Source organism: Aliinostoc sp. HNIBRCY26 (genome assembly GCF_050235535.1).
Lineage (GTDB): Bacteria > Cyanobacteriota > Cyanobacteriia > Cyanobacteriales > Nostocaceae > Trichormus.
In genome coordinates this window covers 421,149-436,498 of the sequence record NZ_CP189852.1, presented here as the reverse complement: position 1 = coordinate 436,498, position 15,350 = coordinate 421,149, and the positions used below count along the sequence as shown (strand labels likewise).

General features: G+C 41.3%; 15 protein-coding genes and 1 pseudogene. 9 read left to right on the top strand and 7 right to left on the bottom strand.

The window, feature by feature from the left end; genetic code table 11:
- Window positions 1-162 precede the first annotated feature (162 nt).
- Both hisD and ACQFX9_RS01850 read left to right on the top strand, forming a co-directional pair.
- Window positions 163-1,473 (top strand): histidinol dehydrogenase, encoded by a 1,311-nt coding sequence (gene hisD / locus ACQFX9_RS01855; protein WP_427160448.1) that lies wholly within the window; start codon window positions 163-165, stop codon window positions 1,471-1,473.
- Window positions 1,474-1,763: 290 nt separating this feature from the next.
- Window positions 1,764-2,189, top strand: coding sequence for a universal stress protein (locus ACQFX9_RS01850; RefSeq protein ID WP_427160447.1), 426 nt, complete (start codon window positions 1,764-1,766; stop codon window positions 2,187-2,189).
- 119 nt (window positions 2,190-2,308) lie between these two features.
- On the opposite strand, the gene ACQFX9_RS01845 is transcribed toward ACQFX9_RS01850, so the two are convergent.
- Complete coding sequence (locus ACQFX9_RS01845) at window positions 2,309-2,701, bottom strand: hypothetical protein (RefSeq protein WP_427160446.1); 393 nt, start codon at window positions 2,699-2,701, stop codon at window positions 2,309-2,311.
- Window positions 2,702-2,858: 157 nt separating this feature from the next.
- Window positions 2,859-3,104, bottom strand: coding sequence for a hypothetical protein (locus ACQFX9_RS01840; RefSeq protein WP_427160445.1), 246 nt, complete (start codon window positions 3,102-3,104; stop codon window positions 2,859-2,861).
- Window positions 3,105-3,167: 63 nt separating this feature from the next.
- Between ACQFX9_RS01840 and ACQFX9_RS01835 the strand changes: the two are divergent.
- Window positions 3,168-4,109 (top strand): annotated as a pseudogene (locus tag ACQFX9_RS01835) (IS4 family transposase); the annotation flags it as partial.
- A 431-nt stretch (window positions 4,110-4,540) separates the two neighbouring features.
- On the top strand, window positions 4,541-5,740 hold the full coding sequence (locus ACQFX9_RS01830; RefSeq protein ID WP_427160444.1) for an argininosuccinate synthase: 1,200 nt from the start codon (window positions 4,541-4,543) through the stop codon (window positions 5,738-5,740).
- A 133-nt stretch (window positions 5,741-5,873) separates the two neighbouring features.
- On the opposite strand, the gene ACQFX9_RS01825 is transcribed toward ACQFX9_RS01830, so the two are convergent.
- Window positions 5,874-6,503, bottom strand: a complete 630-nt coding sequence (locus tag ACQFX9_RS01825) for a DedA family protein (RefSeq protein WP_427160443.1) — start codon at window positions 6,501-6,503, stop codon at window positions 5,874-5,876.
- Window positions 6,504-7,122: 619 nt separating this feature from the next.
- Here ACQFX9_RS01825 and ACQFX9_RS01820 point away from each other — a divergent pair.
- Complete coding sequence (locus ACQFX9_RS01820; protein WP_427160442.1) at window positions 7,123-7,476, top strand: STAS domain-containing protein; 354 nt, start codon at window positions 7,123-7,125, stop codon at window positions 7,474-7,476.
- A gap of 384 nt (window positions 7,477-7,860) precedes the next feature.
- On the opposite strand, the gene ACQFX9_RS01815 is transcribed toward ACQFX9_RS01820, so the two are convergent.
- Both ACQFX9_RS01815 and rpsF read right to left on the bottom strand, forming a co-directional pair.
- Window positions 7,861-8,391, bottom strand: coding sequence for an Npun_F5560 family protein (locus tag ACQFX9_RS01815; RefSeq protein WP_427160441.1), 531 nt, complete (start codon window positions 8,389-8,391; stop codon window positions 7,861-7,863).
- Window positions 8,392-8,611: 220 nt separating this feature from the next.
- Window positions 8,612-8,938 carry a 30S ribosomal protein S6 gene (gene rpsF / locus ACQFX9_RS01810; RefSeq protein ID WP_427160440.1) on the bottom strand — a complete coding sequence of 109 codons (327 nt, stop codon included), beginning with the start codon at window positions 8,936-8,938 and terminating at the stop codon, window positions 8,612-8,614.
- A gap of 287 nt (window positions 8,939-9,225) precedes the next feature.
- Between rpsF and ACQFX9_RS01805 the strand changes: the two genes are divergently transcribed.
- Window positions 9,226-9,999 (top strand): fumarylacetoacetate hydrolase family protein, encoded by a 774-nt coding sequence (locus tag ACQFX9_RS01805; RefSeq protein ID WP_103139519.1) that lies wholly within the window; start codon window positions 9,226-9,228, stop codon window positions 9,997-9,999.
- A gap of 4 nt (window positions 10,000-10,003) precedes the next feature.
- Here ACQFX9_RS01805 and ACQFX9_RS01800 read toward each other — a convergent pair whose 3' ends face one another.
- Both ACQFX9_RS01800 and ACQFX9_RS01795 read right to left on the bottom strand, forming a co-directional pair.
- The gene (locus tag ACQFX9_RS01800; protein WP_427160439.1) at window positions 10,004-10,483 is read right to left on the bottom strand and encodes a Tic20 family protein; all 480 of its coding nucleotides are present in this window, start codon (window positions 10,481-10,483) and stop codon (window positions 10,004-10,006) included.
- Between the two features lie 79 nt (window positions 10,484-10,562).
- A complete protein-coding gene (locus ACQFX9_RS01795) occupies window positions 10,563-10,760 on the bottom strand; it encodes a hypothetical protein (protein WP_236143152.1) in 198 nt (65 codons plus the stop codon).
- A 481-nt stretch (window positions 10,761-11,241) separates the two neighbouring features.
- Between ACQFX9_RS01795 and glyA the strand changes: the two genes are divergently transcribed.
- The 3 genes from glyA (at window position 11,242) to ACQFX9_RS01780 (ending at window position 15,346) form a co-directional block, all read left to right on the top strand.
- On the top strand, window positions 11,242-12,525 hold the full coding sequence (gene glyA / locus ACQFX9_RS01790; protein WP_103139522.1) for a serine hydroxymethyltransferase: 1,284 nt from the start codon (window positions 11,242-11,244) through the stop codon (window positions 12,523-12,525).
- 211 nt (window positions 12,526-12,736) lie between these two features.
- Entirely contained in the window at window positions 12,737-13,798 is a 1,062-nt protein-coding gene (locus tag ACQFX9_RS01785) for a glycosyltransferase family 4 protein (RefSeq protein WP_427160438.1), read from the top strand.
- 297 nt (window positions 13,799-14,095) lie between these two features.
- The gene (locus tag ACQFX9_RS01780; RefSeq protein ID WP_427160437.1) at window positions 14,096-15,346 is read left to right on the top strand and encodes a competence/damage-inducible protein A; all 1,251 of its coding nucleotides are present in this window, start codon (window positions 14,096-14,098) and stop codon (window positions 15,344-15,346) included.
- The last annotated feature ends 4 nt before the right edge of the window (window positions 15,347-15,350 follow it).

Here is a 15,350-nt window from a genome sequence, read left to right as displayed (position 1 = left end):
CAATCCCCAACCCCCAATCAATTTCATAGACCTTGAGAGTATCAAAAAAATCCAGGTTAAGCTAGAGAAGAGAATCAGCATCAACTCTTGGCCTTTATGGGGTAGGAGCTAACCTAGTTCTCAGGCAGGAATATTCTAAAATTTTGGCATTGTCCTTACTCCATGCTGCGAATCATTACTCAGCAGGCAGATGTAAAAGCAGAATTGCAACGGATCTGCGATCGCACCGATGATGAACAAGTTCTTCATAAAGAAGCGACGGTGCGAGAAGTGTTGCAAGCAGTGAAACGCCAAGGCGATAAAGCTGTGCTACATTATACTGCCGAATTTGACCATCAAATTCTCAAGCCAGAAGAACTGCTGGTGAAGGGTTCGGAATTGGATGCGGCTTACCAACAGGTATCACCAGAACTGTTGTCCGCGATTAAGTTGGCTTGTAAGCAAATAGAAGCTTTTCATCGTCAGCGTGTCCCTAAAAGTTGGGTAAACTTCGGGGATGATGATGTGGTTTTGGGTAAACGTTACACGCCTGTAGATAAGGCGGGGTTATATGTTCCTGGGGGACGAGCCGCTTATCCGAGTTCGGTGCTAATGAATGCGATTCCGGCGAAGGTAGCAGGTGTTCCTCGAATAGTAATGGTGACACCACCAGGAACGGAAAAAACGATTAACCCGGCGGTGTTAGTAGCGGCGCAGGAGGCTGGTGTCAAAGAAATTTATCGGGTGGGAGGAGCGCAAGCGATCGCCGCTTTAGCTTATGGTACAGAAACCATCCCCAAAGTAGATGTAATTACTGGGCCTGGTAATATCTATGTCACCCTAGCGAAAAAGCTAGTTTACGGTAAGGTGGGGATTGATTGTTTAGCAGGGCCTAGTGAGGTGTTGATTATTGCTGATCAAACAGCTAATCCCATTCATGTGGCGACGGATATGTTAGCGCAGGCTGAACATGATCCTATGGCGGCGGCGATTTTATTAACTACAGATCCGGCTTTGGCGAAAAACGTACAGGTAGCGGTGGAAAGACAGCTAGTAGATCACCCACGACGGATAGATACAGAAAAAGCGATCGCTCATTACGGTTTAATAGTCCTAGTGGAATCTTTAGAAGCCGCCGCCGAACTCTCTAATGAATTTGCACCAGAACATTTAGAATTAGAAATTAAAGACCCTTGGGCGTTGCTCCCTCAAATTCGTCATGCTGGGGCAATTTTTCTAGGCTACTCTACTCCAGAAGCAGTAGGAGACTATTTAGCAGGGCCTAATCACACATTACCGACTTCTGGCGCAGCTCGTTATGCTTCCCCATTGGGAGTGGAAACCTTCCTGAAGCATTCCAATATTATTCAATATTCCACCACAGCTCTACAAAAAGTTGCCGGTGCAATAGATACACTAGCATCAGCCGAAGGTTTACCCTCTCACACCGATTCCGTGCGTCGTCGTCTCCAAAAAGATGAACCTCAAGAATGATTAATTTTTTCCTGTAGTTTGACTAAAACTTACTCAGTAGTTACAAACTGAAAGTCTAAGTAGCTTTGGAGTGCTGAGTGGGGAGTGATGAGTGCTGAGTGATGAGTGCTGAGTGCTGAGTGATGAGTGCTGAGTGCTGTTAGCGGTAGCGCGGCGTTTAGCCGGTGCTGAGTTTGGAAAGAAATAAAATCTACCTTGTCTACCTTCAAATACCCAATCCCCAGTCCCCAGTCTCCAATCCCCAATCCCCACTCCCAAGCTACGGGTGTACATCTGAGGAGATAACAGCAGTGCTAGAAACTATTTTGGTGGCTCTTGATGGTTCGGAAATTGCAGCACGAGTCATTCAGGCTTTAGATGATTTGGTGTTATCACCAGAGACTAGGGTGATTTTGTGTCATGTGTTTTCTACAGCAGAGTCAGAAATAGACTTACCGGCTGATCGTCCTCAACCCCAGTCTTTAAGATTTTCCGCTTTTCAAATTGAACAGCAATTACAATCTTTTCAAGAACAGTTATCAGTTAAAAGCCAAGTTGAAATAGTAGCTGGTAATCCTGCTGAAGAAATTATTCGTCTTGCTAATATCTACAAAGCAGATTTAATTATTATTGGTAGTCGTGGTTTAACAGGTATGACACGGATTGTCTTGGGTTCTGTGAGTAGTCAAGTAGTGGAAGAGGCGGCTTGTTCAGTGTGGGTGGTTAAGCCTAGTTAGAATGGGGTGTAGGGTAGATAAGGGAGACAAGGGAGAAATATTTACCCCAATGCCCAATGCCCAATGCCCAAATTACATTAACAGTTGAGCAAGTATTTTCTGCGGTGGATGAGCAGTAGTTAAACCTTGCTGGGAGATGCAGCGAGGAACTGACGTAAACTCAATAGGCTGATGGTTTGTCCTAAATTGAGTGGTAGTATTGATATACCTTCAATTCGAGATTGTACCCAGCCGTCACCCCAATACCATTCGTGAAATCCATCAATACCGCCACTGAGTAACAAACGTAAGCAGTTGGGTTTGGCGATATCTACTTTGTGATGAATGGCGATCGCACCAGTCCAGGTAGTAAACTCTACTCCTGTAGTCAATTCATCTGGTATTCCTGGTGCAAATCTCTGCCCTATCAGCCATTTTTCCAGTTTCTCAGTCCGTAATAGACTATCACGGATGGCACTAGCAGGGGCTTCTATTTCGATTCGCAGTTGGCTGTGTTGAAAATTCCCTAGCATTTGTAGAAGCTCAATGACATAAGTTTCTATACTAATCCTAAATCATGGATGCAGAAGTCAGGGAGGTAGAAAAAGTTAGGCGTTTATCCGTAATTTATTATGGATACTCCTAAAGTAACTTGAATTTGCGATAAGCTGAAAAGCCTATTTTCACTTTTTATCGCATTTCCGAGTGAACATCTACAGTTATGATCCTTTTATCAAGAGTATAAAATATAGTAGCAAAGCAGTAAACTTGATCTAAAATACCTGATTCTATTTTTTTCACTCCTCCAATTGCTATTTGAGCCGCAAAATAATTACCAAAACCAATTTGATAATTATTTTGCCTATAACTCTTAGATACTACTTCTAGTTGTACATTACGAGGAACTATAATTGTTCTTTGCGCTAATTCAAGCACACACTCTGATTCATTCTCCCATAGAGTATTGATTAAATCGGCTTCTATCTTCGGAGATGTCTAATAAAGAAAATATGGTTGCCAATAATTGAAGTATGGTTAGAGACATACTTTCAAGAGAAAGAAACAATATATCTAGTAATAGACCGGACTAAATGGTCATGTATAAATCTATTAATGATAAGCATAGTGTGGGAGAAAAGAGCAATACCGATATATTTGGAATTATTGAAGCAAAAAGGCAATAGTAATTTCCAGCAACAAACAGAAGCGTTGATAGAGATTTTAGAGATAGTGAACAAATATAAAGTATGTGTATTGGGAGATAGAGAATTTTGCTCAGTCAAATTAGCAAACTGGTTGAAAAATCAAGGATTGAGCTTTTGTTTAAGATTAAGAAAAAATGAATTTATCGAAAAAGAGTCAGAGATTTGGTTAGAGTTGAAAAATTTGGGATTAGCCCCAGGACTATCCTTATTTCTACCGGGAGTTAAAGTCACGAAACTTAGAGGTTTTGGACATTTTAATTTAGCCTGTAAATGGAAGCGAAAACTCCAAGGTGTAGCACCAAAAAAAGGATGGTTTATTCTCACAGATTTATCAGAGTTAGGCGCAGCTATTACAGCTTATAAACAACGCTTTGATATTGAGGAAATGTTTAGAGATTTTAAAACAGGAGCCTATAATTTAGAAGATACAAAAGTCACGAGAGAACGGTTGATTTCACTAATTTTGTTAATAGCTATTGCCTACTTATCAGCGACAATTCAAGGACAGCAGATTAAACGTAAGGGTGTACAAGAATATGTCGGAAGAGTTCAAGAAAAGAACCGTAGTACCAGGCGACATAGCAGTTTTTATATTGGTCTATATGGTTATACTTGGGTCAGTTTTATGGATGATTGTCAATCATTAGTAGCCCAATTAATGAGACTTAATACCAATAAGCGCAAGTATTATCAACAAGGTCTAAGAGCTATGAGCCTTATACAGTCAGTCTTTTAGTTGATTTTGTCCCCCCTTCAGATACTGCTTACTAGTCAATACTATCAGGGCTTTTGCTCATTATTTGACACACTTTTTAATTTTTATTTACCTTATTTACTCTATTTTTGCATACTAGATACTGAAGAACCGATAAAACTTTATTTAGACTTAGTATTCCCAGATGACATACGACAATACCTCAATGAGTTCATTACCCTAACGCAAATAAGCGATACGGACGGCACTTAACGGTTAACAGGTAAGTCGGTATGAAAAATGATAGTTGGTCGATCTTTAACGCCGTACAGTAAACCCAAACTTTAACGCTCTCAAATTTCTTGTTAAGACGGGGGCTAAAAACTTTGTTTTCCGATTCAGAAAATATACATGGTGCATTTAGATATAATAATGACTCATTAATTATTGTGTTTTCCTAAGTGGAGAAACAAATGGGTCGCGCCAAAAAGGTTGTGTTGGCATATTCTGGTGGAGTCGATACCTCCGTTTGCATTCCCTACCTCAAGCAAGAGTGGGGAGTAGAAGAGGTAATTACGTTAGCAGCAGATTTAGGTCAGGGTGATGAATTAGAACCAGTCCGAGAAAAAGCTCTAAAATCAGGTGCAAGTGAATCTCTGGTGGTGGATGTAAAAGATAGTTTTATTAAAGACTATGCTTTTGCAGCTATTCAAGCTAATGCTCTTTATGAAAATCGTTATCCTCTAGGAACTGCCCTGGCTCGTCCGTTAATTGCTAAAATATTGGTCGAAACTGCACAAAAATATGGTGCGGATGCGATCGCACACGGTTGTACAGGTAAAGGTAATGACCAAGTACGCTTTGATGTCTCCTGTGCGGCATTAAATCCTGAGTTAAAGATTCTCGCACCGGCACGGGAATGGGGTATGAGTCGTGAAGAAACCATCGCCTACGGTGAACAATTTGGGATTCCCGCCCCTGTGAAAAAATCTTCTCCCTATAGTATTGATAAGAACTTACTAGGTCGCAGTATCGAAGCTGGTGTGTTGGAAGATCCCACATTTGAACCACCAGAAGAAATTTATGAAATGACCAAAGCGATCGCTGATACCCCCAATGAGCCAGAATATTTAGAAATTGGATTCATTCACGGTATACCCACTACCCTCAATGGGATAGCTAAAACACCCGTTGAATTAATCCAAGAACTCAATCAAATTGTGGGAAATCATAGTGTCGGTCGCATCGACATGATTGAAAACCGTTTGGTAGGGATTAAATCACGGGAAATCTACGAATCTCCCGCCATGTTGGTGCTAATTCAAGCCCACAGAGATTTAGAAAGCATCACCCTCACCGCAGATGTTACCCACTACAAACGGGGTATTGAAGAAACATACACCCAAATGGTCTATAACGGCTTGTGGTACAGTCCCCTGAAAACTGCTTTAGACGCTTTTATCCAGAAGACTCAAGAACGAGTATCTGGAACTGTCCGCTTGAAGCTGTTTAAAGGTAATGCCACTATCGTCGGTCGTTGGAGCGATAATTCACTCTATACCCCTGACTTAGCTACCTACGGCGCAGAAGATCAGTTCGACCACAAAGCAGCCGAAGGTTTCATTTACGTTTGGGGACTACCGACTCGCATTTGGGCAAAACAAACTAGATAAATAAAGGTAAAAGGTAAAAGGTAAAAGGTAAAAAGTTTGTAGTGAGGACTTTAGTCCTAAGATAAAGACTGAAGTCCTCACTACAAACCTCTAATTTCTCTTTTGCCTTTTTAATTTTTACTTTTGCCTTTTCTTAGTCTTTTGCGGCTTGTTTAACTTGACGCGATTCTAACCATAAGGGAATAGCAATCACAGCTACAAGTATCAGTAAAGCCAAAATTGCAAATTGACTCACCCAAGCCACCAATTGTTCAAGAGAAACAACCCTACCAGCAAAAAAGGCTAATGTCACCATTAAACTAGCCCAAGCTGTTGCTCCTAAAATGTTGTATATCAAAAATTTGGCGAAAGGCATCTCAGCGATACCGGCTAATGGAGCAGCAAAAATTCGCAATAATGCAAAAAAGCGGCCGAAAAAGACTGCTTTAGCTGCATTTTCACTAAATTGCACTCTGATACTCAACAATTTTGTTTCACTAAATCGAAATATTTTTCCTACTTGTAGTAAAAAAGACCAGCCTCCCAGCCGACCAATCCAATAGCCACAAATTCCGCCCATCACCGCACCAGTAATGGCAAGGGCTAAAACTATCCAATAATTAAGTTCCTTACTACCAGCCAGAAAGCCACCTACTAAGGTTACGGTTTCACCAGGAAGAGGTATACCCAAGTTCTCTAGCAATATTCCTAAAAAAATAGCCCAGTAACCGTAATGATGGGCAAACTCCTGGATGTTTTCTAATGAAATCAACTCAAGAGACATCCCGCACCGCCGCCTTTACAATTTTTTACTTTATATACATCTTTGCTTGTTTTTACCTGGGGTGTCAATCAAGCCCCCATATTCAGCAGTTCAAAAAGCTATTGTCGCTTGGAATGTCTCGAAACCCCAGTATAATTCTAGACATATATAGGAATCATATTTGATTTCTGAAAAAACTCGGTACACCTCTGTTACTTATTTTCCTGTTCCCTGTTCCCTGTTCCCTAGCTACGCAAATCGTTTCAATAATCAAGTCGGATTCCTATATGAATGATTAGTAACTAATAATTGACAATCAAGTATCTATCAGTTATTAGCACAAACGCATAAATGAAGCGATAAAGCAATAAATTTTTATTAAAAACTTATAAAAAACTTAAAAAAATATAAAGGTTATGTAAAAGATACGTTTGATACGGAAATCATTAGGCGTTTGTGCCTATATTGGGGAATGTCAAAACAAATTATACGGAATAAATACTGAAGCAAATGCTAGAAAACTTGTAGTTGCAATCTACTTTTTACTGTAGATGTAACCAAGATTTCACACACAGCATCGCGCTAGTATTGGTTTCTGCGTCCTGCTTTTGTTAAGTGTTTCAACTACTTGGTTAAATTTATGACACTCACACCAGAATTACAAGTGGTTTTGTTTAAACCTCAAGGCAGCATAGACTTACAAAATGGTATGTCCTTGAGCCAACAGATGTCTGAAATCACTCCTCAGCCTCATCAGCTTTGGGTGGTTGATCTGGCATCAGTAGACTTTATGGATAGTTCCGGTTTGGTTTCATTAGTCAAAGGATTAACATCAGCAAGACAAAATGGCTGCCGTCTAGTTTTGTGCAACGTACAGACTCCTGTCCGCTTAGTCTTAGAACTTACACAGTTAGATTCAGTATTTGAAATCTTTGACACTTACGAAGATATTTTTAGTGTCGTCGATAACGAGCAAGTATCATTAGCAAACTAACATCTTATTATAAAAACTAAATCCGGCAATGTCAAAATAATTGGCTAAAAGTCTAAATGAGCCGATTATTTTTGAGCATTGCTGTGGTTTACTTTAATTATTGTCAGGAGTAATGAGTGCTGTTAGCGGTAGCGGGGCGTTTAGCCCGTGCTGAGTGCTGAGTAATAAGTGCTGTTTTGGTGGGTATTAATGGTAGTTGCACCAACACTTTAATCAATGTGTCTATCAAAGCAAGTTGTCACCAAACTTAGATGGACTCGCAAAAATATATTTTTGAGTCAATAAATATAAGATATTAAAGAGTATCAATAAATATCAATAAATATTCAGATTTTTGCCTAATTTATCCTCAATTTAGGCATTTTTTACCGTAGAAACATTGTGTTAGCTGGATGCGGGACGGGGAAAGTTGGGTAGATCAATTCCACTATGGCTAGAAGTGCGTGTTTTGAGAGCTAAACGATAACTGACGCTTTGCAATTCGGCTTGTAGTTGGCGGTTCTCTCTTTGCAGTTGAGCTACTTTTTCTCTGACTGGAGTCATGCGTTCTTCAAATTTCCGGCGGTAAATTTGCGGTAATTCTTGCACTACTTGTTCTAACATCCGGCTGCGGTCAGTTAACTCTTGGACGGACTGACGCAGTTGATAAATTTCCGCGTCGCGGACAGTAATTTGCTCTTGATAGAATGTGACTTGCTGCTCAACAGCCTGTAGTTGTTCTTGTAAAGCTTTTAGTTGAGTTAAATCTTGTTCCGGCTCTAGCTTGGGGGGTATAAAATTAGTATTGCCCTTGACTAGCCGGAAAAGTTCCTGTGATAGCTGTTGGACGAGTTGATCACGTAGCTGCAATTCTTGGCGCAGCTGCGACATTTCTGTAGAGAGAGCTTGGATGTCGGGTAGTTCAGTTTGGCTCACAGTGGCTTAAAGCTCCGATTGAAGAATATTTTCCAACCTTGGATATACTGCGATCGCTTGCTTTGGGCAGGCAATGTTAATCTAGCATTCCCAACTCAATTACAAAATAAGGCATCAAAATAAAATTTTTTCTGATTATATGTTTTTATTCTAGTTTTGTCCGTGGAGAAAACTGAGTTATGAATACTCAATTTTCCACACGGGTCATTCAACAATTGTCTTAGACTGTCGCAGCAACTTCTTCTGCTTTGTCCTCAGATACTTCTTGCTTAATGGTGAGGTAGCGAATTACGTCTTCGCTCAAACGCATGGCGCGTTCTAAGGGAGCAATCACTTTTCCAGGCCCAGTGTAGTTTACTTGAACATAGATGCCATCACGATTTCTATCAATTTCATAAGCCAGACGACGCTTGCCACGATTTTGGATTTCAATGTTATCAGCACCTTGTTCTTTGAGCAAGTTCTGATACTTGGCGATCGCTTGCTCTACTTGTTCATCTGTGAGGTCTGGGCGCAGAATATATAGTGTTTCGTAAACTGTAGACATGGTTGTAATTCTCCTTTTGGACAACTGGCTGCTGACATTAATTTATACATTTAGATATAAAATCTCTCAGTATTGATCAACATCTGAAGCAACAAGGAAATATAATCTTACCAGTTTTCTATTTTAATCATCAGCCCCATCTGCCAAAATTGGCATTGTTGATGGGCAGCATGGAGAAAAAATAAAAAGCAAAAGGGCAAAAGAATCTTTTCTTTTTACTTTTGCCTTTTACCTTTTGCCTTTACCAATCCCCAGTCCCTAACTTGATAAGGATTTTGATCAAATTTATGGCCCAGCGTTATGTGCGAGTTCAAAATCAAGAAGGAAAGATTTACTATGGGTTGTTGCAGCTGTCTCTTAACGTGCAGGTGCTTGATGCTCCACCTTGGCTACAGGGACAGCTAACTGATTTAGTTTTAGAGCCGGATAATTACCAAATTCTTGCACCTTGCGCTCCTTCCAAAATTGTGGCGGTGGGAAAGAATTACGCTAACCATGCTGCGGAAATGGGAAGCCTTGTACCAGTTGAGCCATTAATTTTTTTAAAACCACCAACAACAATTATTCCTTCAGAGACAATAATTCAGTATCCTCAGCAGTCGCAAAGAGTAGACTATGAAGGTGAGTTAGCTTTGATTATTGGCGATCGCGCCTGTAAATGTACTCCAGAAGAAGCCCAAACTAAAATCTGGGGTTACACCGTCGCCAATGATGTTACGGCTAGAGATTTACAACAAAAAGATGGTCAATGGACTCGCGCCAAAGGGTTTGATACATTTTGTCCTCTAGGCCCTTGGATTGTCCGAGAATTAAACCCCGGAGCTAGATTGCAGACTTTTATTAATGATGATCCCGACCCAGTGCAATCTGCTGGTATTGATCAGATGGTGTTTGCCCCTGATTTTCTAGTTGCTTATATTAGTCAAGTGATGACTTTACTACCTGGAGATGTCATCCTCACGGGTACACCAGAAGGTATTGGCCCATTAAAGCCAGGCGATCGCGTCCGTATAGAAATTGAAGGTATTGGTCGCTTAGAAAACACCGTGGCATCTCCCTAAAGTATTAACGCACTTGTGTATAAACTGCATCAGAAATTGTTGGCAGTTCCGCGTAACGTCCGAGTAGGGATTGGATCATAGAATACACTACTGTTCCAACAACTACTACGAAAACTAAGTTGGATATTGTTTCTATAGCAAAGCCAGTATTAGGAATGAATCCCAAAAGTTCTCTCAGAACTTCACAGAGAAATATCACAATGTTGAGTAATATTGCCTGCATGGTGTTAAATCGAATGAAATGAACAATTTTTTCGTTTCTGACCACAAATATAAATAAAGCAAAGAAAAGGAGCAATCGACCTAATTGTCCCAAGCTCATATACAAGACCACTATTGGCTGTAAAGGTATCAAGAGTAGCTGTAATATAGGAAACCTTCCTAACAAATAACTCCCAAACACTAAACTGTTAATTAGGGGCAGAAGATAAGGTAAACAGGCGAAAATGCGATCAGTAATTGATGTAGTCCCACGCCAAACCATTGTGCGTTCTCCTATGGTGAAAATTTCAGATTCCCCTAGAGCATAGGATAACGCAGTTAACCTACCTTTTTGGCTTTGACTATTCTATTTGGGCTATGCGAAAACCCATTTGACATTTATACTGCTCTGGTTGCTGTTGTGTAAGCTGGCGAATAGCTTGACCGCAAGTTAACTTTCCTCCGCGCCATCGTGGTTGACCACTACTATCAGCTAGTAAGCAAGACTGACAAACTTGCTCAGGAACTAGGATTTGCTCGTCCATGAGAATGACTAACATCTCAATCTCTCCTTCTTTCTCTACTGCCGAGAGATTCTTGCTTACAGGTAGTAGGGCTACAACATTTACAGGTAATTCGCTCCACTTGACTTTTAGCAGCCCGATAGCGCGTTTCTCACAGCTAATTAAATAATTTTAATTAATATACTGACCACACCGAGGACTAAATTTTGATGAGTTTAACTAGAAAATTAGGGAATATTTGAGGATTTATTAAGTATTGATGCTTATATTTTAGCACATCCTGCAAGTATCTTGGTGAAAGCTGATTTTCTTAAAAGTATCAAAGTTGATATTTTCGTAAACAGGTTTATGATCATAAATCTATGAAGTTATTCGGCAACTGATAATTCCAGATGGAATACATCATGTTTGTATAGCAGTTCAAGAAGGTAGAAATCTTGATTGTCAACTGTTAACAGAGAAACTTGTGTGCCGATCGCCTTAACTTTCGTAGAAATTGCTATTAGGTATAGTTGAAGTGACTAGAACAAATTCAGACTTGCTTGCTACCTCCGATCCCGCGATCGCAGAATTAATTAATCAAGAACTCCAACGCCAACGCGGCCATTTAGAACTGATCGCTAGTGAAAACTTTACCTCGGCGGCTGTACTAGCAGCCCAAGGTTCAGTCCTCACCAATAAATACGCTGAAGGTTTACCCGGTAAGCGTTACTATGGTGGGTGCGAATTCGTTGACAAAATCGAACAAATAGCTATTGATAGAGCCAAACAGCTATTTGGTGCGGCTCACGCCAACGTCCAACCCCACTCCGGCGCACAGGCAAATTTTGCAGTTTTTCTGACTTTGTTAGAACCTGGTGACACAATCATGGGGATGGACTTGTCCCACGGTGGACACCTCACCCACGGTTCTCCAGTGAATGTCTCCGGTAAGTGGTTTCAAGTCCGTCACTACGGCGTAAGTCAACAAACAGAAAGACTAGACTACGACCAAATTCGAGAGCTGGCGTTAAGGGAGCGTCCTAAGCTTTTGATTTGTGGTTATTCTGCCTATCCTCGCATTATTGATTTTGCCAAATTCCGTAGTATTGCTGATGAAGTTGGTGCTTACTTACTCGCAGACATTGCCCACATCGCGGGGTTAGTCGCCACTGGACTACATCCTAACCCAATTCCTTATTGTGATGTCGTCACCACCACCACCCATAAAACCCTGCGTGGCCCCAGAGGTGGGTTAATTTTGACCCGTGATGCAGAATTGGGTAAAAAATTAGATAAATCCGTATTCCCTGGCACTCAAGGCGGCCCCTTAGAACACGTGATTGCAGGTAAAGCCGTAGCTTTTGGTGAAGCCTTAAAACCAGAATTTACCAATTACTCACAGCAAGTAATTGATAATGCTCAAGCCTTAGCCACTCAACTGCAAAATCGCGGTTTAAAACTGGTATCTGACGGTACAGATAACCATTTAATGCTCGTCGATTTGCGTTCAATTGGGATGACAGGTAAGAAAGCTGATCAATTAATGAGTGAAGTGAATATTACCACCAACAAAAATACAGTTCCTTTTGATCCCCAATCGCCATTTATTACCAGTGGTTTGCGCTTAGGTTCCCCCGCCATGACAACTAGAGGTATGGGAGTCGATGAATTTATCGAAATTGGCAACATTATTGCCGATCGCCTGCTCAATCCAGACTCCGCAACCGTAGCCCAAGACTGTCAACGTCGGGTAGCTGCATTGTGCGATCGCTTCCCCTTATATCCACACCAGGAAATTCCTGTACCAGCATTGGCTTAGGGATTGGGGATTGGGGATTGGGGATTAGGGACTGGGAGACAAGGTAGACAAGGGAGACAAGGAAGATTTTATCCCCATGCCTTATGCCCCATGCCCCATTCCCAATACCCAATATCCAATTCTTATGCTGATTTAGGCCTGAAATGTAGTAAAAATATGAAGGAAACGTCCTTGGCCAATTTTTGTTAATAAACTTTCTAAAAAATTACAGATGCCTGCTCAGATATATCATCTGATCGCCTTCCTCGTTGCCGCAGTAGTCGTCCTTTGGACTACGCCTGATGTCAAAAAGATTGGCATTAAAAGTGGACGCGTAGATCAACCTGGTGGTCGCAAAATTCATGACCGTCCAATGGTACGCCTGGGAGGAGTATCCATCTTCGCAGGTACAATACTATCTCTAATGATTGTGTGGTGGTTGGGTGGCTTTGCTAATCTGCCTCCCGAAAAAGAATGGCAAATTTGGGGCGTAACTTTAGGTGGTCTTGGCTTTTTTTTGATTGGTTTAGCCGATGACTTATTAAGTTTATCTCCTCTAACAAGACTGTTAATGCAAATAATTGTTGCCGCCTGTGCTTGGAAAGCTGGTGTCAGCATAGATTTTATTACTATCCCTACTGTTGGTATAGTTAACCTCCACTGGCTCAGTTTGCCTATTACGGTAGTTTGGTTAGTTGGGATGGTCAACGCCATCAATTGGATTGACGGCTTAGATGGTTTGGCGGCTGGGGTTTCTGGGATTGCGGCTGTCGTTATGCTATTCGTATCCTTATTTATGCAGCAACCCGCCGCCGCTTTAATTGCAGCTGCCTTAGCTGGTGCGGCTTTAGGATTTCTCCGCTACAACTTCAATCCAGCACAAATTTTTATGGGTGACGGTGGCTCGTATTTTATGGGTTTTACTTTAGCCTCTGTGGGTGTGATTGGTTTAGTCAAAATCCCCGCTTTCACTGCCGTTCTTTTACCATACTTAATTTTGGCTGTCCCCATTGTAGATATGTCTGCCGTGATTTTGGCTCGTCTACGTCAAGGGAAACGACCTTGGGTTGCAGATAAATGTCATCTCCATCATCGCCTTCTGCAAGCGGGTCTATCCCATCGCTGGTCAGTATTATTTATCTACTGTCTAACTTTGTGGGTAGGAAGTTTAGCACTATTTGTGGCTGGTGTACCTAGCAGTATTGCTTACATTTGTGCAACCACTTCACTTTTAAGTTACGTCTGTTGGAGAGTCCGCAAGTTTTCTCAGCAAAATCGCAACTTACAAAAGTAATTAATTAATATGGCAATCTAAATTCAAAACGACATTGACCAATCTTCTAAGGGTGTGTGACGCTTTGGCGTAAACACGCCTTATTTATTTATTGATTGACTAACTAAGTAGTGTGTTAACCTGATACCAATCACTATCAGTAATACCAATTCGCAATTCGCAATTCGCAGTTCGCAATGGACTTCGTCCCGCTACGCTAACGCAGTTCGCAATTTAGAAGACTCTATCTGACAAGATAATCTTTAAGAATTGCTTTTAAATCCAAAATTTTATTTTTTACTTTTGACAGAAAAATCAATGAGTGCAGAAATCATTTGTGTCGGTACTGAACTTTTGCTGGGAGATATCCTGAATGGCAATGCCCAATATCTAGCCCAACAACTAGCCCAATTAGGAATTCCCCACTACTATCAAACCGTGGTGGGAGATAATCCAGAACGCATCAAACAAGTTATTGAAATTGCTATTTCCAGAGCTAATATTCTCATTTTTACTGGTGGACTAGGCCCTACTCCCGATGACTTAACCTGTGAAACTATCGCTGATTTTTTTGGCGCGCCTTTAGTAGAAGACGCAGCCACTATTGAAGATATCTCCCAGAAATTTGCTCAACGTGGTCGGGTGATGACTCCTAGTAACCGCAAACAAGCATTGATTCCCCAAGGTGCAGATATTTTACCTAATCCCAGTGGTACAGCACCTGGGATAATCTGGCAACCCCGCCCAGATATTACCATTTTGACTTTCCCTGGCGTTCCCAGTGAAATGCACCGAATGTGGGAAGAAACCGCCGTACCATTTTTGAAAAGTCAAGGCTGGGGTCAAGAAATTATTTATAGCCGCAGTTTGAGGTTTTGGGGAATTGGAGAATCTGCTTTAGCAGAAAAAGTCAGTGATTACTTTAATTTACCGAATCCCACAGTTGCACCCTATGCAGGGAAGGGAGAAGTACGGCTACGTGTTTCAGCTAAAGCCACCTCACCAGCCGCAGCCGAGGCGTTGATTGCACCTGTAGAACAACAGATTAAAGAAATTGCAGGTTTGGATTTTTATGGTGTGGATAATGACACCTTAGCTTCTGTTGTCGGTCAATTATTGCGGACATCAGGAGAAACCTTAGCAGTGGCTGAATCTTGCACTGGTGGAACTTTGGGGCAAATGTTAACAGAAATCTCTGGTAGTTCTGATTATTTCTGGGGTGGTGTAATTTCCTACGATAACTCCGTGAAAGCGGGGTTATTGGGAGTGAAGCCGGAAGATTTAGCAGAGTTTGGTGCAGTTAGTGATACCGTTGCAGAGCAAATGGCAATTGGTGTTAAAACCCGCCTAGCAACTACTTGGGGATTAAGTATTACGGGGATTGCTGGCCCCTCTGGAGGGAGTGAGACTAAGCCTGTGGGATTGGTTTATATTGGGTTAGCAGGGCCGAATGATGAAGTCAAGAGTTTTAAATATCAGTTTGGGACAATGCGCGATCGCTCTTTTATTCGTCATTTGAGTGCTTGTACAGCCCTAGATTTATTGCGGCGGCGGTTGTTGACTAGGTAATTGA

What these genes read in the sequence shown, in the direction of transcription:
- ACQFX9_RS01825 (WP_427160443.1), bottom strand. Translation starts at nt 6,503, where the DNA reads ATGTCTCTTGAGTTGATTTCATTAGAAAACATCCAGGAGTTTGCCCAT.
- ACQFX9_RS01830 (WP_427160444.1), top strand. Translation starts at nt 4,541, where the DNA reads ATGGGTCGCGCCAAAAAGGTTGTGTTGGCATATTCTGGTGGAGTCGAT.
- ACQFX9_RS01800 (WP_427160439.1), bottom strand. Translation starts at nt 10,483, where the DNA reads ATGGTTTGGCGTGGGACTACATCAATTACTGATCGCATTTTCGCCTGT.
- ACQFX9_RS01795 (WP_236143152.1), bottom strand. Translation starts at nt 10,760, where the DNA reads ATGTTAGTCATTCTCATGGACGAGCAAATCCTAGTTCCTGAGCAAGTT.
- rpsF (WP_427160440.1), bottom strand. Translation starts at nt 8,938, where the DNA reads ATGTCTACAGTTTACGAAACACTATATATTCTGCGCCCAGACCTCACA.
- ACQFX9_RS01785 (WP_427160438.1), top strand. Translation starts at nt 12,737, where the DNA reads ATGCCTGCTCAGATATATCATCTGATCGCCTTCCTCGTTGCCGCAGTA.
- ACQFX9_RS01820 (WP_427160442.1), top strand. Translation starts at nt 7,123, where the DNA reads ATGACACTCACACCAGAATTACAAGTGGTTTTGTTTAAACCTCAAGGC.
- ACQFX9_RS01845 (WP_427160446.1), bottom strand. Translation starts at nt 2,701, where the DNA reads ATGCTAGGGAATTTTCAACACAGCCAACTGCGAATCGAAATAGAAGCC.
- ACQFX9_RS01805 (WP_103139519.1), top strand. Translation starts at nt 9,226, where the DNA reads ATGGCCCAGCGTTATGTGCGAGTTCAAAATCAAGAAGGAAAGATTTAC.
- ACQFX9_RS01780 (WP_427160437.1), top strand. Translation starts at nt 14,096, where the DNA reads ATGAGTGCAGAAATCATTTGTGTCGGTACTGAACTTTTGCTGGGAGAT.
- hisD (WP_427160448.1), top strand. Translation starts at nt 163, where the DNA reads ATGCTGCGAATCATTACTCAGCAGGCAGATGTAAAAGCAGAATTGCAA.